Consider the following 20376-nt stretch of genomic DNA (forward strand, 5'->3'; position numbering starts at 1 on the left):
TTCTTCGGTTGCACGATGAAAAACCTGTTCTACGTCCGCAATACTTGCCGCCTCTGTCATTCCGACAAGCAAGAGCTGGTCGTCCCGATGGCAGGCATGCCGATCGGCACGCCGAACTTCCAGGTGCCGAACGCCAGCGTCGACGATCCCGTGTTCCGCGCTGCGGTGCCGATGGCGCTGCATCTGTGCCGGGACTGCGGCCACCTCCAGATTCTCCATGTCGGCAATCCGGAGATCCAGTACCGAAACTATGTCTATACCACCTCGCTCTCGCTCGGCCTGCGCGAGCATTTCGCTACCTATGCCGGCGACGTCGTCAGCCGTTTCGGCATTGCGCCGGGTTCGCTGGTGGTCGAGCTCGGCAGCAATGACGGATCGCTGCTCGGCTTCTTCAAGGAGCGGGGGATGCGGGTGCTGGGTGTTGATCCCGCCGTCGACATCGCGCGGCGCGCCACGGAGGCGGGCATCGAGACCATCGGCGATTTCTTCACCGATGTCGTCGGTCGCCGCATCCTGCAGAGCCATGGCGCGGCGAGCGTCGTGATCGCCAACAACATGATCGCCAATGTCGACAATCTGGATCCGCTGGTGATCGGGGTTCGCGACGTGCTCGCGCCGGACGGATTGTTCGTCTTCGAAACGCAATACGGCGTCGACGTCACCGAGAAAAACCTGCTCGATACCGTCTATCACGAGCATCTGTCGTATTTTAACATCAAGCCGCTGATCCGTTTCTTCGCCCGGCTGGGCATGGAGCTGATCGACGTCCAGCACATCTGGACCAAGGGCGGTTCGATCCGCGTGACCGTGCAGCGCGCCGGCGGCGCCAAGAAACCGTCGGCCGAGGTCGCGCGTTTCGTTGCCGAGGAAGACCGGCTCGGCGTCGATCAGCCGGCCTATTATGTGCCGTACGTGAAGAGGATCGCCGCCATCCGTGACGAATTGGTCGCGATGGCAGATGCCGCCCATGCGCGCGGTGAGCTGGTCGCCGGCTATGGCGTCTCGGTGGGCACCACGACGCTGCTGCCGCAGTTCGGCCTGGAGAACAAGATCGACTTCCTGGTGGACGACGATCCCAACAAGGGGAAGGTGATGGCGGGCCCCGGCTATGACATCCCGATCCTGCCGCCTGCCGCTCTCTACGAGCGCAAACCCGCGTTCGTCGTGGTCTTCGCCTGGCGCTATGTCGACCCGATCCGGGCCAAGCACGCCCGCTATTTCGCCGAAGGCGGGAAGTTCGTGGTGCCGCTGCCGGGGATTTCCATGGTCGACCGGGCCGACTGACGGCTCCCGATAGCCTTGCCGGGGATGGGATGGCGCGTTCCGGGCGGTCGACAAGTCCTTGATCCACATGGCCTCTGCACGACCCTCGGGGGGAGGGCGGCCTGCCCGGGCGAACTCTCTCTACCTTGACCTTTGGCCGCATCCGCAGTAGATACCCGGCACTCGCAGCCGGCCCGTTAGACGCGGATTTCCGGCGCGGCCTTGAAATCCCCGAACAATCGAGCCCGGTTTCCGGCTCATCCTTCGAGACAGAGGGCTGGGCCAACGGCGGCTGTTCGGATCCCTGAAATTCATTTGCGTCTGTCGACGGACGCTGGACCTCAAGCGATGGCAGTCAGCCCGTTCAAGTTCTTGCAGGAAGTGCGCTCGGAGACTGCCAAGGTCACCTGGCCGACCCGCCGTGAGACCACGATCACCACCATCATGGTGTTCGTCATGGTCGCGGTGGCTTCGATCTTCTTCTTCGCCGCCGACCTGATCATTCGCTACCTCGTCACCTTCCTCCTGGGCATTCAATGATGGCAACAGCAACCGCTCAAGTGTCCGACAAGCGCTGGTACATCGTCCACGCCTATTCGAACTTCGAGAAGAAGGTCGCCGAATCGATCCGCGAGCAGGCCAAGCAGCGCGGGCTCGAGGAGCTGTTCGAGCTGGTGCTGGTTCCGACCGAGAAGGTCACGGAAGTGCGCCGCGGCCGCAAGATCGACGCCGAGCGCAAGTTCTTCCCCGGCTACGTGCTGGTGAAGATGAAGCTGACCGACGAGGCGTTCCATCTGATCAAGAACACGCCGAAGGTCACGGGCTTCCTCGGCGCCGAGAACAAGCCGATGCCGATCTCGGAAGCCGAGGCCATGCGCATCCTGCACCAGGTGCAGGAGGGCGTGGAACGGCCGAAGGCGTCGGTGTCGTTCGAGATCGGCGAGAACGTGCGCGTGGCCGACGGCCCGTTCGCCTCGTTCTCGGGTGTGGTCGAGGAGATCGATGAGGCGCGCTCGCGCGTGAAGGTCGCCGTGTCGATCTTCGGCCGCGCGACGCCGGTCGAGCTGGAATTCGGTCAGGTCGAGAAGGTCTGATCGGGTAACGCGGGAGGCTTCGGTCTCGCGCAACAAGAGGCCGTGGGAGGGAGGGGCGGTTGCCAGCCGCATCCGACCCAGACCACGAACCTGAAACCGCCGGTCCTGCCGGCACAACAGGAGTGATACATGGCAAAGAAAGTGACCGGATACCTGAAGCTTCAGGTCCCGGCCGGCGCGGCGAATCCCTCGCCCCCGATCGGTCCCGCGCTCGGTCAGCGCGGTCTCAACATCATGGAGTTCTGCAAGGCGTTCAACGCCCAGACCCAGAAGGAAGAGAAGAACACCCCGATCCCGGTGATCATCACCATCTATGCGGACCGTTCCTTCACCTTCGAGATGAAGACGCCGCCGATGTCCTACTTCCTCAAGCAGGCTGCAAAAATCCAGTCCGGCTCGAAGGCGCCGGGCCGCGACAAGGCCGGCAAGGTGACCAAGGCGCAGGTGCGCGAGATCGCCGAGAAGAAGATGAAGGACTTGAATTGCGACACCATCGAATCGGCCATGAAGATGGTCGAGGGCTCGGCCCGTTCGATGGGTCTGGAAGTTGCGGGGTAAGCGGCCATGGCAATCGGAAAGCGTTTGAACAAAGCCCGCGAAGGCATTGACCGCGAAAAGCTTTACCCGCTCGCGGACGCCATCAAGATGGTCAAGGAACGCGCGAAAGCGAAGTTCGACGAGACCATCGAGGTCGCGATCAATCTCGGCGTCGATCCGCGCCACGCCGACCAGATGGTCCGCGGTGTCGTGACCCTGCCAAACGGCACCGGCCGTACGCTCCGCGTCGGCGTGTTCGCCCGCGGCGCCAAGGCCGATGAAGCCAAGGCCGCCGGTGCCGACGTGGTCGGCGCCGAGGACCTGGTCGAGAAGGTGCAGAACGGCACGATCGATTTCGACCGCTGTATCGCCACCCCCGACATGATGCCGCTGGTCGGCCGCCTCGGTAAGGTGCTCGGCCCGCGCGGCCTGATGCCGAACCCGAAGATCGGTACCGTGACCATGGACGTCACCGGTGCGGTGAAGGGCGCCAAGGGCGGCTCGGTCGAGTTCCGCGTCGAGAAGGCCGGCATCCTGCAGGCCGGCGTCGGCAAGGCCTCGTTCTCCGAGGAGAAGCTGGTCGAGAACATCAAGGCTCTGGCTGACGCGGTCTCCAAGGCGAAGCCGGCCGGTTCCAAGGGCACTTACATCCAGCGCGTTGCAGTGTCCTCGACGATGGGCCCGGGCGTGAAGGTCGAGCCGGGCACCATTCTCGGCTGAGGTTTGGAAATTGCATGAGGCGAGGGGCGGGATCGGGCGACCGATTCCGCCCCTCGTCGTTTGTGGCGGCGCTCTTCGGAAACAACAACAATGGCTGACAAGGTCCTGATCTACTCGCGCTTTCCCAAGTCGATGATGGCGCGCTTCGCCGAGCGGTTCGAGCTGCTCGACACCGGCGGCAAGCCCGTGCGGGAGGTGTTTCCGGCGGAGGAGCTGGGCGGCATCCGCGCACTGCTGACTGCTGGCGGCTCGCCACTCGGTGCGGAGGCGATGGACCTGTTTCCGAAGCTCGGCGCCATCGTCTGCTATGGGACTGGCTATGATGGCGTCGACTTGAAGGCGGCGGCCAGCCGGAACATCGCGGTCGGTCACAGCCCAGGTGCCAACGCGGCTTCTGTCGCCGACATCGCGATGACCTTGATGCTGGCGACGACGCGGCGGATTTTGGTGGCCGACCAATATGTCCGCAGCGGCGATTGGGCGGCCTCGAAACAGTCGCCAATGATGCGTCCCCAGACCGGCATGCCCGGCCGCCGCATCGGCATCTACGGCATGGGTGAGATCGGCCGCAAGATCGCCGCGCGCTGTGCTGCTTTCGAGAGCGAGGTCGGCTATTTCAGCCGCACCCGGTATGATCTGCCCTATCAGTACTTTCAGACCCTGGAGGCGCTCGCCGATTGGTGCAGCGTCCTGATGATCGCGGTGCGGGCAGGGGCCGAGACCCAACATGCCGTCAACGCCGATATCCTCAGGCGCCTCGGGGCGGAGGGCTACGTCGTCAACATCTCCCGCGGCTCCGTCATCGACGAGAAGGCCCTGGTCGCGGCGCTCACCGACAAGACCATCGCGGGGGCGGGCCTCGACGTCTTCGAGAAGGAACCGCACGCGCCTGACGCCCTGACCGAACTCCCCAACGTGGTGTTCGCCCCGCATATCGGCGGCCACACCCTGGATTCGCACGTCGCCATGCAGAACTGCGTGCTGGCCAACCTGACCGCATTCTTCGAGGGCAAAACGCTGCCGTACCGGATCAAATCGGCCTGAATCGGCCCTTGTTGGGCCATCTCAAGGCCAACCGCCAATCGATTGGAACTGGTGTGAATTTTGCTCTTGGCAAGCAGGCTCCGAGCGGTTAAAGAACCGCCTCCGGACGTGCCGGCCTCGGCTGGCGCGTTCGTGCACGCATTCCGAAAACCCGACACGACAGGAGATCATTCCTTTTCAGGACGTCCGTGAGGATTTGCCCGAAAAGGAAGGAAGATCCGTCTTTTGGCAGGGATGCGGGCAGAGGTCGGGCGGTTCGCCGGCTGACCTCGTCCTGTCCAAGACTGCAGGCGCCCGCGGGGAATCTCGATTCCTCAACGGCTTAATCGCATTGCCTGCATAGACGGGTGAAGACCGGATTTCACTTCGCATCCAGCTTTAAGGGCTGGTTTTGCGAAACGGGTCTGGTTCGGACCTCGACACGCCGTGGGCCCTTGGGCTCCCGGAGGGCAGGCTTTGAATGTCGTCTTGCCCGGCGTGTCCGATGGGTTTTTGACCCGGAGGTTCAGGTTTGGGCGGGACGATGGGTGCAACCCGGCGGTCCCGCTTCTCGCGATGACCGCCAACCGGAGAGAGCTTGCTGTGGAACGAGCGGCAAAAAAAGAAGCGGTCGAACAGCTCAACGAGGTCTTCAAGACCACGAGCGTCGCGATCGTTGCTCAATATTCCGGCCTCACCGTCGCCCAGATGCAGAAGCTGCGCCAGCAGATGAAGCAGGCGGGTGCCGCGGTGAAGGTCTCGAAGAACCGTCTCGCCAAAATTGCTCTTGAAGGCACTGACGTCGTTGCCATCGGCCCCATGCTGAAGGGGCCGACCGTGATCGCGACTTCGAACGATCCGGTAGCGGCGCCAAAGGTCGCCATCGAATTCGCCAAGGCGAACGAAAAGTTCGTCATCGTCGGCGGATCGATGGGGAAGACCGTCCTGAATGTCGACGGCGTGAAGGCGCTTGCCTCGCTGCCGTCGCTTGACGAACTGCGCGGCAAGATCGTCGGCCTCATCGTGGCCCCGGCGACCAAGCTGGCCCAGCTCGCCAACGCGCCCGCGGGCAAGCTCGCGCGCGTCATCCAGGCTCATGCCTCAAAGGGCGAAGCGGCCTGACGCCCTTCGCAAAACTCAAACCCGAACCAGACTTACAGTTAAGGAAACTGAACAATGGCTGACCTGCAGAAGATCGTTGACGACCTCTCGAGCCTGACCGTGCTCGAAGCTGCCGAACTCGCGAAGCTCCTCGAAGAGAAGTGGGGCGTTTCGGCTGCCGCGGCTGTCGCCGTGGCCGGCCCGGCCGCTGGCGGCGGCGGTGCTGCCGCTCCGGCGGAAGAGAAGACCGAGTTCACGGTCGTTCTCGCCAGCGCCGGCGACAAGAAGATCGAGGTCATCAAGGAAGTCCGCGCCATCACCGGTCTCGGCCTGAAGGAAGCAAAGGACCTCGTCGAGGGTGCTCCGAAGCCGCTGAAGGAAGGCGTGAACAAGGACGAAGCCGACAAGATCAAGGCCCAGCTCGAGAAGGCTGGCGCCAAGGTCGAGCTCAAGTAAGCACTGCTTACTGGCGGGATCCCGGGCGGGCAACGGCTCTGCCCGGGATCCTGGTCCCCCTTCGAGAGGGTGGACCGGAATGCAAAAGGCGTGCGACGGAACGATCCGACGCAGGCCAAACACGAAAAAGTGTGGGGATTTGAGGGTTTGACCCTCGAATCTGCACTATTGTCGCCCCATATCGGGTCGGCAGCACGAAAGCGCGGTGGGCAGGGATGCCGGATTTCCCTGTAAGCCGTTGGGAGAGCAGGCTATTTCGGGCTTTTGCAGTCCGTGAAGATGATCGTTGTGACGGGCGGGCGCGCATCTGCGCCCCGCGCGTCGTTTTGCGTTTTGAAGGTCTGAAGAACAGATTCAGGACATCGGCGCCTGAAACTGCGTCTCCGGCCCCCCAAGACGGGTTCGAAAATTCAACCCGGAAAGCGGTGGCAGCCGCGGTCCGGACGGTGCGCCCAGGGCGGGCGACGAAAATGAGAGGCCACGATGGCGCAGCAGACATTCACCGGTCGCAAACGCGTTCGCAAGTTCTTCGGACACATCAAGGAAGTCGCCGAGATGCCGAACCTCATCGAGGTTCAGAAGGCGTCCTATGACCAGTTCCTGATGGTGGACGAACCCCAGGGCGGACGTCTCGACGAGGGTCTGCAGGCGGTGTTCCGCTCGGTGTTTCCGATCTCCGACTTCTCCGGCACCTCGATGCTGGAATTCGTCCGCTACGAGTTCGAGCAGCCGAAATACGACGTCGACGAGTGCCGCCAGCGCGGCATGACCTTCGCTGCGCCCCTCAAGGTGACGCTGCGCCTCATCGTGTTCGATATCGACGAGGAAACCGGCGCGAAGTCGGTGAAGGACATCAAGGAGCAGGACGTCTACATGGGCGACATCCCGCTCATGACGATGAACGGCACCTTCATCGTCAACGGCACCGAGCGCGTCATCGTCTCGCAGATGCACCGTTCGCCCGGCGTGTTCTTCGACCACGACAAGGGCAAGACCCATTCCTCGGGCAAGCTGCTGTTCGCCGCCCGCGTCATCCCGTATCGCGGCTCCTGGCTCGACATCGAGTTCGACGCCAAGGACATCGTCTATGCGCGTATCGACCGTCGCCGCAAGATTCCGGTGACGTCGCTGATGTTCGCCCTCGGCCTCGACGGCGAGGCGATCCTGTCCACGTTCTACAAGAAGATTCTCTACAAGCGGACCAAGGAAGGCTGGCGCGTTCCGTTCGACGCCAACCGCTTCCGCGGCTACTCCACGGTCAACGACCTGATCGATGCCGACACCGGCAAGGTCGTGCTCGAGGCCGGCAAGAAGCTCACCGTCCGCGCCGCCCGCCAGCTCCAGGAGAAGGGGCTGAAGGCGCTGCGCATGGCCGACGAGGAGCTGGTCGGCAACTACGTCGCCGAGGATCTCGTCAACCCCAAGACCGGTGAGATCCACGCCGAGGCCGGTGAGGAGATCACCGACAAGCTGATGAAGGCGCTCAACGAGCAGGGCTACAAAGAACTGCCGCTGCTCGACATCGACCACGTCAATGTCGGCCCCTACATCCGCAACACGCTCTCGGCCGACAAGAACATGACGCGCGAGGACGCGCTGTTCGACATCTACCGCGTGATGCGTCCGGGCGAGCCGCCGACGCTGGAATCGGCGCAGGCCATGTTCCAGTCGCTGTTCTTCGACGCCGAGCGCTACGACCTCTCCGCGGTCGGCCGCGTCAAGATGAACATGCGCCTCGACCTCGATGCGCCCGACACCCAGCGCACGCTGCGCAAGGAGGACATCCTCTCCGTCATCAAGACGCTGGTGGATCTGCGCGACGGCAAGGGCGAGATCGACGACATCGACCATCTCGGCAACCGCCGCGTGCGTTCGGTCGGCGAGCTCATGGAGAACCAGTACCGCATCGGCCTGTTGCGCATGGAGCGCGCGATCAAGGAGCGCATGTCCTCGGTCGACATCGACACGGTCATGCCGCAGGACCTGATCAACGCCAAGCCGGCCGCCGCCGCGGTGCGCGAGTTCTTCGGCTCCTCGCAGCTCTCGCAGTTCATGGACCAGACCAACCCGCTCAGCGAGATCACCCACAAGCGCCGCCTCTCGGCGCTCGGACCGGGCGGTCTCACGCGCGAGCGCGCCGGCTTCGAGGTGCGCGACGTGCACCCGACGCATTACGGCCGCATCTGCCCGATCGAGACGCCGGAAGGTCCGAACATCGGCCTGATCAACTCGCTCGCGACCTTCGCGCGCGTGAACAAGTACGGCTTCGTCGAGACGCCGTATCGCAAGGTCAAGGATGGCCGTGTCACCGACGAGGTCGTGTACCTGTCGGCGATGGAGGAAGGGCGCTATTCCGTGGCCCAGGCCAACGTGCCGGTCGACGCCAAGGGCCGCTTCACCGAAGACCTCGTGGTCTGCCGTTCGAGCGGCACCCGCGACGTCGTGCCGATGACGCCCGACAAGGTCGACTACATGGACGTGTCGCCGAAGCAGCTCGTTTCGGTCGCCGCGGCGCTGATCCCGTTCCTCGAGAACGACGACGCCAACCGCGCGCTGATGGGCTCGAACATGCAGCGCCAGGCGGTGCCGCTGGTTCGCGCCGAGGCGCCGTTCGTCGGCACCGGCATGGAGGGCGTGGTTGCCCGTGACTCGGGCGCTGCGATCGCGGCGCGCCGTTCGGGCGTGATCGACCAGATCGATGCGACCCGCGTCGTCATCCGCGCCACGGAAGATCTCGATCCGACCAAGTCGGGCGTCGATATCTACCGCCTCATGAAGTACCAGCGCTCGAACCAGTCGACCTGCATCAACCAGCGTCCGCTGGTGAAGGTCGGCGACGTCGTCAGGAAGGGCGACATCATCGCCGACGGTCCTTCGACCGATCTCGGCGAGCTCGCGCTCGGCCGCAACGTGCTGGTCGCGTTCATGCCGTGGAACGGCTACAACTTCGAAGACTCGATCCTGCTCTCCGAGCGGATCGTGAAGGAGGACGTCTTCACCTCGATCCACATCGAGGAGTTCGAGGTGATGGCCCGCGACACCAAGCTCGGACCTGAGGAAATCACCCGCGACATTCCGAACGTCTCGGAAGAAGCGCTGAAGAACCTCGACGAAGCCGGTATCGTCTACATCGGCGCGGAAGTGCGCGCCGGCGACATCCTGGTCGGCAAGATCACGCCGAAGGGCGAAAGCCCGATGACGCCGGAAGAGAAGCTGCTGCGCGCCATCTTCGGCGAGAAGGCCTCCGACGTCCGGGACACCTCGCTGCGCGTTCCCCCGGGCGTGCAGGGCACCATCGTCGAAGTGCGCGTGTTCAACCGCCACGGCGTCGACAAGGACGAGCGTGCGCTGGCGATCGAGCGGGAGGAGATCGAGCGCCTCGCCAAGGACCGCGACGACGAGCAGGCGATCCTGGACCGCAACGTCTACAACCGTCTTGCCGAGCTGCTCGAGGGGCGGCAGGGCATTGCAGGTCCCAAGGGCTTCAAGAAGGACACCAAGATCACCCGTGCGGTGCTCGAGGAGTATCCGAAGTCGCAATGGTGGCTGTTCGCTTCGCCGAACGACAAGCTGATGGCCGAGATCGAGGCCATGCGGAAGCAGTACGACGAGTCGAAGAAGGGACTGGAACAGCGCTTCCTCGACAAGGTCGAGAAGCTTCAGCGCGGTGACGAATTGCCGCCCGGCGTGATGAAGATGGTCAAGGTCTTCGTCGCGGTGAAGCGCAAGATCCAGCCCGGCGACAAGATGGCCGGCCGCCACGGCAACAAGGGCGTGGTGTCGAAGATCGTGCCGATCGAGGACATGCCGTTCCTCGAAGACGGCACGCATGCCGACATCGTGCTCAATCCGCTCGGCGTGCCTTCGCGCATGAACGTCGGACAGATCCTCGAGACCCATCTCGGCTGGGCCTGCGCCGGCCTCGGCAAGCGTATCGGCCAGACCGTCGATGCGTACCTGTCGAGGCAGGACATCAAGCCGCTGAAGGAGACCTTGAAGAAGGTCTACGGCGAGGACGAGACGATCAAGTCGCTCAACGACAACGAGCTGCTCGAACTCGGCCATAACCTCAGCCGCGGCGTGCCGATCGCAACCCCGGTGTTCGACGGTGCCAAGGAAGCCGATATCGAGGAGATGCTGAAGCTCGCCGGTCTCGACGCTTCGGGTCAGTCGACCGTCTATGACGGCCGCACCGGCGATCCGTTCGATCGCAAGGTGACGGTGGGCTACATCTACATGCTCAAGCTGCACCATCTGGTCGACGACAAGATCCATGCGCGTTCGATCGGTCCGTACTCGCTCGTCACCCAGCAGCCGCTGGGCGGCAAGGCGCAGTTCGGCGGCCAGCGCTTCGGCGAAATGGAGGTGTGGGCGCTCGAGGCTTACGGCGCGGCGTACACGCTCCAGGAGATGCTGACGGTGAAGTCGGACGACGTCGCCGGCCGTACCAAGGTGTACGAGGCGATCGTGCGCGGCGACGACACGTTCGAGGCCGGTATTCCGGAATCGTTCAACGTGCTGGTCAAGGAAATGCGCTCGCTCGGCCTCAACGTCGACCTGCACAACTCCAAGATGGGACCGGCGCCGACGTCGGAAGCGGCCGAGTAATTCGACCTGTCATGCCCGGCCTTCGCGGCCGGGCATCGGCGCCCCGCCCGAGGCCTTGAGGGCAGGGCGCCATGCAGAAGTGATTTTCGAATTTGCGGCCGGAGGCGACCGGCACGCGAGGAGAAGACGATGAACCAAGAAATTATGAATCTCTTCAACCCGACGACGCCGGCTCAGGTCTTCGACCAGATCCGGATCTCGATCGCGTCTCCAGAGAAGATTCTGTCCTGGTCCTACGGCGAGATCAAGAAGCCGGAGACCATCAACTATCGTACCTTCAAACCCGAGCGCGACGGCCTGTTCTGCGCCCGCATCTTCGGGCCGATCAAGGACTACGAGTGCTTGTGCGGCAAGTACAAGCGCATGAAGTACAAGGGCATCATCTGCGAGAAGTGCTCGGTCGAGGTCACGCTGTCGCGCGTCCGGCGCGAGCGCATGGGTCATATCGAGCTCGCAGCCCCCGTCGCGCACATCTGGTTCCTGAAGTCGCTGCCCTCGCGCATCGGCCTCCTGCTCGACATGACGCTGAAGGATCTCGAGCGGATCCTCTACTTCGAATATTACGTCGTGCTCGAGCCGGGCCTCACCGCGCTAAAGGACCGTCAGCTGCTGTCGGAAGACGAGTATCTGAAGGCGCAGGACGAGTACGGCCAGGACAGCTTCACCGCCATGATCGGCGCCGAGGCGATCCGCGAGCTGCTCAAGGGCATGGACCTCGAGAAGCTCGAGGCCTCGCTGCGTGCCGAGATGCAGGAGACCGACTCCGACATCAAGCACAAGAAGCTCGCCAAGCGTCTGAAGATCGTGGAAGCGTTCCGCCATTCCGGCAACAAGCCGGAATGGATGATCATGACCGTGATCCCGGTGATTCCGCCGGATCTGCGTCCGCTGGTGCCGCTGGACGGCGGCCGTTTCGCGACCTCTGATCTCAACGACCTCTATCGCCGCGTCATCAACCGCAACAACCGCTTGAAGCGGCTGATGGAGCTGCGCGCGCCCGACATCATCATCCGCAACGAGAAGCGCATGCTTCAGGAAGCGGTCGATGCGCTGTTCGACAACGGCCGCCGCGGCCGCGTCATCACCGGCGCCAACAAGCGTCCGCTGAAGTCGCTCGCCGACATGCTCAAGGGCAAGCAGGGCCGCTTCCGCCAGAACCTGCTCGGCAAGCGCGTCGACTATTCGGGCCGTTCGGTGATCGTGGTCGGTCCCGAACTGCGCCTGCATCAGTGCGGCCTGCCGAAGAAGATGGCGCTCGAGCTGTTCAAGCCGTTCATCTATTCGCGGCTCGACGCCAAGGGCCTGTCCACCACCGTGAAGCAGGCCAAGAAGCTGGTCGAGAAGGAACGGCCCGAGGTCTGGGACATCCTGGACGAGGTGATCCGCGAGCATCCGGTGCTGCTCAACCGCGCCCCGACGCTGCACCGCCTCGGCATTCAGGCATTCGAGCCCGTGCTGATCGAGGGCAAGGCGATCCAGCTTCACCCGCTGGTCTGCTCCGCGTTCAACGCCGACTTCGACGGCGACCAGATGGCCGTGCACGTTCCGCTGTCGCTCGAAGCGCAGCTGGAAGCGCGCGTCCTGATGATGTCGACCAACAACATCCTGCATCCCGCGAACGGCCAGCCGATCATCGTGCCGTCGCAGGACATCGTGCTCGGTCTGTACTACGTCTCGATCATGCGCGAAGGCCTGCCCGGCGAGGGCAAGGTGTTCGGCGACATGGCCGAGCTCGAGCATGCGCTGCACGCGAAGGTCATCCACCTCCACACCAAGATCAAGTACCGGTGGGAAGGCATGGACGAGACCGGCAAGGTCTCCAAGCGCTGGATCGAGACCACCGCCGGCCGCGTCATGCTCGGCAATCTGCTGCCGAAGAACCCGCGCATCTCCTACGAGATCATCAACAAGCTGATGACCAAGCGCGAGATCTCCGGCGTCATCGACCAGGTCTACCGCCACTGCGGCCAGAAGGAGACGGTGATCTTCTGCGACCGCATCATGGCGCTCGGCTTCTACAACGCGTTCAAGGCCGGCATCTCGTTCGGCAAGGACGACATGGTCGTGCCGCACGGCAAGTGGAAGATCGTCGACACCACTCGTACGCTGGCGAAGGATTTCGAGCAGCAGTACAACGACGGCCTGATCACCCATGGCGAGAAGTACAACAAGGTCGTCGACGCCTGGTCGAAGGCCACGGAAGAAATCGCCAAGGCGATGATGAAGGAGATCTCCGCCACCAAGAAGACGGCGAGCGGAGCCGACGCCGACATCAACTCGATCTACATGATGGCTCACTCCGGTGCCCGCGGTTCGCCGGCCCAGATGCGCCAGCTCGCCGGCATGCGCGGCCTGATGGCCAAGCCGTCGGGCGAGATCATCGAGACGCCGATCATCTCGAACTTCAAGGAAGGCCTCTCGGTGCTCGAGTACTTCAACTCGACCCACGGCGCCCGCAAGGGCCTCGCGGACACCGCGTTGAAGACCGCGAACTCCGGCTACCTGACCCGTCGTCTCGTCGACGTGGCGCAGGACTGCATCATCACGCAGAGCGACTGCGGCACCAAGCTCGGCATCAAGATGCGCGCCATCGTCGACGCCGGTACCGTGGTCGCCTCGCTCGGCTCGCGCATCCTCGGACGCACGGCCTGCGAAGACGTGCGTGACAGCTCGGGCCAGGTGATCGTCAAGCGCGATACGCTGATGGAAGAGAGCCACGTGGATGCCATCCATCAGGCCGGCATCCAGGAGGTGAAGATCCGCTCGGCGCTGACCTGCGAGCTCGTCAACGGCATCTGCGGCAAGTGCTACGGCCGCGACCTCGCCCGCGGCACGCCGGTCAACCACGGCGAAGCGGTTGGCGTCATCGCGGCGCAGTCGATCGGCGAGCCGGGCACCCAGCTCACCATGCGCACCTTCCACATCGGCGGTGCGGCGCAGCTCAACGAGCAGTCCTTCGTCGAAGCCAACTTCGACGGCAAGATCGTGATCAGGAACAAGGCCATCGCCCGCAACAGCGAAGGTCACCTGATCGCGATGGTGCGCAACATGGTTGTCGCGATCGTCGATGCCGACGGCACCGAGCGTGCGACGCACCGTATCCAGTACGGTTCGCGTCTGCACGTCGACGAGGGCGACATGGTCAAGCGCGGCCAGCGCATCGTCGAATGGGATCCCTACACCCGTCCGCTGCTCACCGAGGTCGAAGGAACCATCGGCTTCGAGGATCTGGTCGAGGGGCAGTCGATCTCGGAAACGCTCGACGAGGCCACCGGTATCGCCAAGCGCGTGGTCATCGACTGGCGTTCGACGCGCGGCGGCTCGGACCTGCGTCCGGCCATCGTGGTGAAGGGCAAGGACGGCAAGGTGCTCAAGCTCGCCCGTGGCGGCGATGCCCGCTACATGCTGTCGGTCGACGCCATTCTCTCGGTCGACATCGGAGCCAAGGTCCAGCCGGGCGACATCCTCGCCCGTGTCTCGACCGAAAGCGCCAAGACGCGTGACATCACCGGCGGTCTGCCGCGGGTGGCGGAACTGTTCGAGGCTCGGCGCCCGAAGGATGCGGCGATCATCGCCGAAATCGCGGGCACCATCCGGTTCGGGCGCGACTACAAGAACAAGCGTCGCATCTCGATCGAGCCGATGGACAAGACCGACGAGCCGCGCGAGTACCTGATCCCGAAGGGCAAGCACATCCACCTTCAGGACGGCGACGTCGTCGAAAAGGGCGACTTCATCGTGGAAGGCAACCCGGCGCCGCACGACATCCTCGCGGTCAAGGGCATCGAGGAGCTCGCTGCCTATCTGGTCAACGAGATCCAGGAGGTCTACCGGCTGCAGGGCGTGCTCATCAACGACAAGCACATCGAGGTGATTGTCCGTCAGATGCTCCAGAAGGTGGAAATCACCGACCAGGGCGACACGGACATGATCTCCGGCGAGCAGGTCGACAAGATCGAGTTCGACGCGCTGAACGTGAAGGCCAAGGAAGAGGGCAAGAAGCCCGCCACGGGAACGCCGGTTCTGCTCGGCATCACCAAGGCGAGCCTCCAGACCCGCTCCTTCTTCTCGGCGGCATCGTTCCAGGAGACCACCCGCGTCCTCACCGAGGCGGCGGTCAACGGCAAGATCGATCCGCTCGAAGGCCTCAAGGAGAACGTCATCGTCGGCCGGCTGATCCCGGCGGGCACCGGCGCCTCCATGGCCAAGATCCGCGAAGTCGCCATGAAGCGCGACAAGCTGATCCTGGACGAGCGCGAGAAGCAGGCCGCCGTCGTGTCGCCGGCGCCGGAAGCCGAGCTTCCTGCGCTGCCGCCCGCGGAGTGATCGTTCATCCGTAGGAATACCGAGGACAATGAAAAGGCCGGCTTTTGCCGGCCTTTTTGCTGCTTTATTGCGATGCGGGATCAAGCTTTGTTCATCTTTCCTTCAGCCGCAAAAGCGCTTGTGCTATGGCGCCTTAGACCGGTGGTCCCGCCAAGGGGGCAGGGCCGGAAGACCACGGAACTCTCATGCTTGATCTCGCAATCGTAGGCGGCGGCCCCGGCGGGCTGATGAGCGCCTGGTACCTGAAGCGCAAGCTCGGCGACCTCTGCCGCGTTACCATCTACGAGGCCTCCGACAGGCTTGGCGGAAAGATCGCCACCCGCAAGTTCGATTCGGCGCCCGCGATGTACGAGGCCGGCGTTGCCGAGATCTACGACTACTCGATGACAGGCCCGGATCCGCTGCGCGAGCTGATCCAGCATTTCGGCCTTCAGACCATTCCGATGGATGCCGAGCAGGTGCAGTTCGGCGGTGAGCTGCTCAACGACGTTCCCGGCATGCGCCGCAAATACGGCGCCAAGACTGCCGCCGCGATCGAAGCCTTCCGCAAGCGCTGCGCCGAGGTGATGTCGCCGGTGGAATATTACGAGGGCGTCGGCGCGCACGACAACGAACATCCCTGGGCCTACAAGACCGCCGAGCAGGTGCTCGACGAGGAGGTCGAGGACGTCACCGCAAAGCGCTTCTTCAAGGTGATGGCGCGTTCCGACATCGCGACCGAGAGCCACAACACCAACGGGCTCAACGCGCTCAAGAACTATCTGATGGACGTCGACGGCTATATCGGCCTCTATTCCATCCAGAACGGCAACGAGCAGCTGATCGAATGCCTGCAGTCGGAGGTCAATGCCGACATCCAGCTCAATCACCGCGTGCTCACCGTCGGCAAGGCGCCGACCGGCCGGTATCAGCTCAAGATGATGAACGGCAAGGGGCCGGAGACCCGTGACTTCGATCTCGTGCTAGTCTGCCTGCCGCATTCCTGGCTCGCCACTCTCGGCTGGGAGGGCGAGCAGCTGCGCAGGTCGATGGTCAAGCACGTGGCCTATTTCGACCGGCCCGCGCACTATCTGCGCGTCTCGATCCTGTTCGACGAGCCGTTCTGGGGCGACAAGATTCCGGGCGCCTGGTTCATGTCGGAAGCCTTCGGCGGCTGCTGCGTCTACAACGAGGGCGCACGTCACGACGTCGGCAAGCATGGTGTTCTGAATTGGCTCATTCCCGGCTCCGATGCGCTGGCTTTTGCCAATCTGTCGGACCAGGAGCTGATCGAGGCCGCCCTGAAATCGCTGCCGGCTTCTCTCGGCGATGCGCGTCTGCACTTCATGGAAGGCAAGATCCACCGCTGGCTGTCCTCGGTGAACGCGCTGCCTGGTGGTTTGCCCGCGCCCGACGTCATGACCAATCACCGGCCCGAGCCGAAGGAGCACCCCGGCATCGTGGTGGTCGGCGACTATCTGTTCGATTCGACGCTGAACGGCCTGCTGGATTCCTCGGACGCGGCGACCGACATCATCCTGACCGAGATGATGCGCCTGCGCCGCCAGCGCGCGCAGGACGACAAGCCGCTCTCGGACAAGATCGATCGCAAATATTTCGAGAATTATCGCGGTCTCGGCCCCTATCATCAGGCGTGGCGGCACTTCACCGATCCCGACTACCTGACGAAGCTGATCGGCATCGTCTGGGGCAGGGCGGCGCGCGCCAAGCTGCTGGTCGCGGGCTCCGCCAGCGGCGAACTGGTCGGCGCCCTGCGCGATCGCGGCATCGATGCATGGGGAATCGAAAACAACCGCGCGATCCACGCCAGGACGCCGAAAGCGTTGAAGAAGTACAACAAGCTCGGCACGATCACCGACATGCCGTTCAAGGACGGCACCTTCGACTTCGTGTTCGAGACCAGCCTCTGCCACGTTTCCCCGAAGCAAGTGGTCCGCGCGATCCGCGAGCTCAACCGCGTGGTCAAGACCGGCCTCGTGTTCGGCTCCATCACCTCGGACATGGCGCCGGCATTGATCGACCGCTACGACCTCTTGCGCGGAGTCAAGAAGCTCGGCACCTGGTGGGAATGGTCCGAACTGTTCTTCGGCAACGGCTTCGACCTGTCGATGCACCGCAAGGATTGCACCGATGCGCTGTGGGAGGCGACGCTCGCCGCCAACAAGGGGCCGGGGCAGTGGTACGCCGACGCGGACAGCTTGCGCTACTCCTTCTTCGACAAGGTCGAGGACGAGGACTAGCCCGGGGGACGCCAACCGAATTCGCCAATTGTTTTGCCGAATTCATCTTGATCGCATAGAATCGGTGCAATAGCGGTTGCCGCTATTTCCTGCGTTCTCTGCGGTCATGCCGGCCGTCAGCATCGGTTGGTTTCATGGCATCCAAGCCTTTCTTGCCTGGCGACAAGCCTCTATCTCCCGATCAACAGAAGCTCGCCGCGGAGGAGGCGGCCGGGCTCGATGGCAAGCTCGCCGACGCTGCCAAGCCGGATCTCAAGGACGACGAGGACGCCGAAGACGAGGGGGATGACGAGCTGGAGCTCGACGAGGACGATGAGGACGAGGACCTCGTCGTCTTTACCGCGCGCGAAGCCGCCGGGGCCCTTGCGACCATTGTCGGGTTCGTCAAGCCCTATCTCTCCAACTACAAGCGGATGCTGTCATTCGTGGCATTCGGCGTCGTGGTCGAGACGTTGTTCAACGTCATCATGCCGCTCAGCCTCAAGTTCCTGATCGACGATGCGCTCGGCGAGGAGGATTTTCAGGCGCTCTACAAGATCCTCGGCGTGCTCGCCGTCGCCGGCATTTTCACCTCGATCGTTGCAGTCTGGTACGAACGCTGGGACGCGCGACTTGCCGCTTGCATCATCTCCGATGTCCGCACACGCCTGTTCGAGCACGTCCAGGACCTGCCCGCCGCCTATTTCGGCCGCACCAGGCGCGGCGAGATCCTGTCGCGCTTCTCGGTCGATCTCTCGGCCTTCGAAGGCTCGGTCAAGACGTTCGCCAACAGTGCCGCGCTGCCGTTCCTGGAGCTGATCGCCGGCATCATCCTGATGCTGTTCCTCAACTGGCAGCTCGCCGTCGTCGCGCTGCTGGTGTTCCCGATCACGCTGATCGGCCCGCGGATCCTGACGCCGAAGGCGGTGCAGGCCAATTACGAACAGAAGCTCAATGAATCGGCGTTGCTGGGCCAAGTCCAGGAGAACGTGGCCGCCCAGGCGGTCATCAAGGCGTTCAGCCTGCAACGCAAGATGTTCGGCTTCTTCCGGTTGCGCAACGACGAGACCCGCAACAAGATGGCCTCGGCCACATTCCTCTCGACCATGGTGGAGCGGACAGTCACCATCTCGGTGCTCCTCCTGCACCTTGTGGTGCTCGCGATCGGCGCGTATCTGGCGACCAAGGGCCATATCACCATCGGCACCTTCGTCACTTTCGAGAGCGCGTTCTGGGAGGTCTCCTACAACATCGCCCATGTGATGCATTTCATCCCGGTGTCGATCTCCTCGGCCGCCGCGATCCGCCACATTCAGGAATTGCTCGACGAGCCGACCCGCAGCGCCGATCGGCCGGGCGCGCCCGATCTACCGCGCATCACCCACGACATTACATTCGATCACGTCACCTTCCAGTACGAGGGTGGTCAGACGCCGGTGCTGGACAATCTCAGCCTCAAGCTCGATGCCGGCAAGCGCATCGCGATCGTCGGTCCGAGCGGCTCCGGCAAGAGCACGCTGCTCAATCTGATCCTGCGGCTCTACGTGCCCGACGAAGGCCGCGTCACCATCGACGGCGTCGACGTCCGCAAGGTGACGCTGGACTCGCTGCGCCGGAGCATGGCGGTGGTGTTCCAGGAGAACATGCTGTTCAACATGTCGATCCGCGAGAACATCCGGCTCGGCAAGGAGGGCGCAACCGACGAGGAGGTGGAGGAGGCGGCCAAGAAGGCCGAGATCCACCGCTACATCATGAGCCTGCCGCAGCGCTACGACACGCCGGTCGGCGAGCGCGGTGACACACTGTCGGGCGGCCAGCGCCAGCGCATCGCGATCGCGCGCGCGATCATTCGCAACCCCTCCGTGCTGCTGCTGGACGAAGCCACTTCGGCGCTGGACCAGACCACTGAGGCCGCGATCAACCGCACACTGCTCAAGGTCGCCAAGGGCCGCACCATGATCTGGTCGACCCACCGCCTGACCTCGGTGGTCGAGATGGACGAGATCATCGTGATTTCAGGGGGCAGGGCGATCGAGCGCGGTTCCCATGCCGAGTTGCTCGCCAAGAATGGCACCTATCGCAAGCTGTGGAACGACCAGATCCACCAGCCCCATGGCGCGGCAGCTCACGCCGACGCCGACCGCAATGATGACGACGAGGACGAAGACCTCGATGACGATGAGGACGACGAGGAGGAGTAACCGCGGGCGGTGAGCTTCGAGCGGCCGCGTCTGATCGTCTCGTCTCACGGCAACGCGCGGTTCAGCGTCGACTCGTCGATTCTCTGATGCAAGGCGTTCGGCCGCCGCGCGCCGCGTTTTTTCGCACACATGGTTTGGGGCAAGAGCCATTCGCGGATCGACCAGTCCGGGCTGAAGCCCCGTCACACCGGGCATCGCGGCGGGCCGGGAAAAGCTGGCAGACCGGCCACCAGCCAGCAAACTGAGCGCAGGCAGGAAAAAAGCCCCTCAGTTTGGTAATAAAACTACATTAAACCCGGGTATAATTGTTCTCAGATCTGGCAGGTCAGTCGCCTCGGTCCTATATCAGGCAGGCGCGGGGAGGCGGCGAAGAGGCGATTTTTTGCAGGCGCATGAAGCGCTTTGTGACTGTCGTTTCACCTTGACTTGACCGATTCCCACTTATAGAAAGCGCCTCACTTAACGACAGGCGGTGAGCATCGCCAGCGTCGGAACGGGCCACCCGTTGATCCCCAAAGACTAGATCTGCCAGGGGTCGCAAAGACGGGCACCAACCTCGACGAATGCCGCTCAAACGCTGTCGATCATAGCTAGGCAATGCCAGTGCGACTTTAGTTCTCTCGAGCACGTTCTCTTGAGATCGAATTCGGATGCATGACCTCAGTGCGCGGGCCGCGGCGTTACGCTGAACGGCTTCGAGACTGCGGTCCTCTGTGGCGTCGAAGCGCTTTCCGCTCGTTGATGGAGCGGTTGGCGCAATTTCGCTTTGCGCGGGTCTTTCGCGCCAGGCGGCCCGTTCGGGCGGGTAGCTCGAGCAGAATTTGCGGA

At 63.4% G+C, this 20376-nt stretch carries 12 protein-coding genes; all 12 read left to right on the forward strand.

Annotation, left to right across the window (positions count from 1 at the left end; genetic code table 11):
• Positions 1-15: 15 nt before the first annotated feature.
• The 12 genes from I6F20_RS01895 (at position 16) to I6F20_RS01950 (ending at position 19548) form a co-directional block, all read left to right on the forward strand.
• Positions 16-1284: a class I SAM-dependent methyltransferase gene (locus tag I6F20_RS01895; RefSeq protein ID WP_225124891.1), complete on the forward strand. Its 1269-nt coding sequence runs from the start codon at positions 16-18 to the stop codon at positions 1282-1284.
• A 327-nt stretch (positions 1285-1611) separates the two neighbouring features.
• Entirely contained in the window at positions 1612-1803 is a 192-nt protein-coding gene (gene secE / locus I6F20_RS01900) for a preprotein translocase subunit SecE (RefSeq protein ID WP_036010992.1), read from the forward strand.
• Positions 1803-2357: a transcription termination/antitermination protein NusG gene (gene nusG / locus I6F20_RS01905; protein WP_018647229.1), complete on the forward strand. Its 555-nt coding sequence runs from the start codon at positions 1803-1805 to the stop codon at positions 2355-2357. The genes secE and nusG overlap by 1 nt, the downstream gene beginning before the upstream one ends.
• Positions 2358-2486: 129 nt before the next feature.
• Complete coding sequence (gene rplK, locus I6F20_RS01910) at positions 2487-2915, forward strand: 50S ribosomal protein L11 (RefSeq protein WP_011088164.1); 429 nt, start codon at positions 2487-2489, stop codon at positions 2913-2915.
• A 6-nt stretch (positions 2916-2921) separates the two neighbouring features.
• Positions 2922-3614: a 50S ribosomal protein L1 gene (rplA, locus tag I6F20_RS01915; RefSeq protein ID WP_025037003.1), complete on the forward strand. Its 693-nt coding sequence runs from the start codon at positions 2922-2924 to the stop codon at positions 3612-3614.
• 90 nt (positions 3615-3704) lie between these two features.
• The gene (locus I6F20_RS01920) at positions 3705-4658 is read left to right on the forward strand and encodes a 2-hydroxyacid dehydrogenase (RefSeq protein WP_225124893.1); all 954 of its coding nucleotides are present in this window, start codon (positions 3705-3707) and stop codon (positions 4656-4658) included.
• A 582-nt stretch (positions 4659-5240) separates the two neighbouring features.
• Entirely contained in the window at positions 5241-5759 is a 519-nt protein-coding gene (gene rplJ / locus I6F20_RS01925; RefSeq protein WP_036010998.1) for a 50S ribosomal protein L10, read from the forward strand.
• A 54-nt stretch (positions 5760-5813) separates the two neighbouring features.
• Positions 5814-6194 (forward strand): 50S ribosomal protein L7/L12, encoded by a 381-nt coding sequence (rplL, locus tag I6F20_RS01930; protein ID WP_036027614.1) that lies wholly within the window; start codon positions 5814-5816, stop codon positions 6192-6194.
• Between the two features lie 483 nt (positions 6195-6677).
• The gene (gene rpoB / locus I6F20_RS01935) at positions 6678-10802 is read left to right on the forward strand and encodes a DNA-directed RNA polymerase subunit beta (protein ID WP_036011012.1); all 4125 of its coding nucleotides are present in this window, start codon (positions 6678-6680) and stop codon (positions 10800-10802) included.
• 129 nt (positions 10803-10931) lie between these two features.
• Positions 10932-15128, forward strand: coding sequence for a DNA-directed RNA polymerase subunit beta' (rpoC, locus tag I6F20_RS01940; RefSeq protein ID WP_036011015.1), 4197 nt, complete (start codon positions 10932-10934; stop codon positions 15126-15128).
• Positions 15129-15313: 185 nt separating this feature from the next.
• Positions 15314-17368 (forward strand): FAD-dependent oxidoreductase, encoded by a 2055-nt coding sequence (locus I6F20_RS01945; RefSeq protein WP_225124895.1) that lies wholly within the window; start codon positions 15314-15316, stop codon positions 17366-17368.
• A gap of 134 nt (positions 17369-17502) precedes the next feature.
• Positions 17503-19548, forward strand: a complete 2046-nt coding sequence (locus tag I6F20_RS01950) for an ABC transporter ATP-binding protein (protein ID WP_225124897.1) — start codon at positions 17503-17505, stop codon at positions 19546-19548.
• Positions 19549-20376 lie beyond the last annotated feature (828 nt).

Source organism: Bradyrhizobium sp. IC3123, from assembly GCF_020193625.1.
GTDB lineage: Bacteria > Pseudomonadota > Alphaproteobacteria > Rhizobiales > Xanthobacteraceae > Bradyrhizobium > Bradyrhizobium yuanmingense.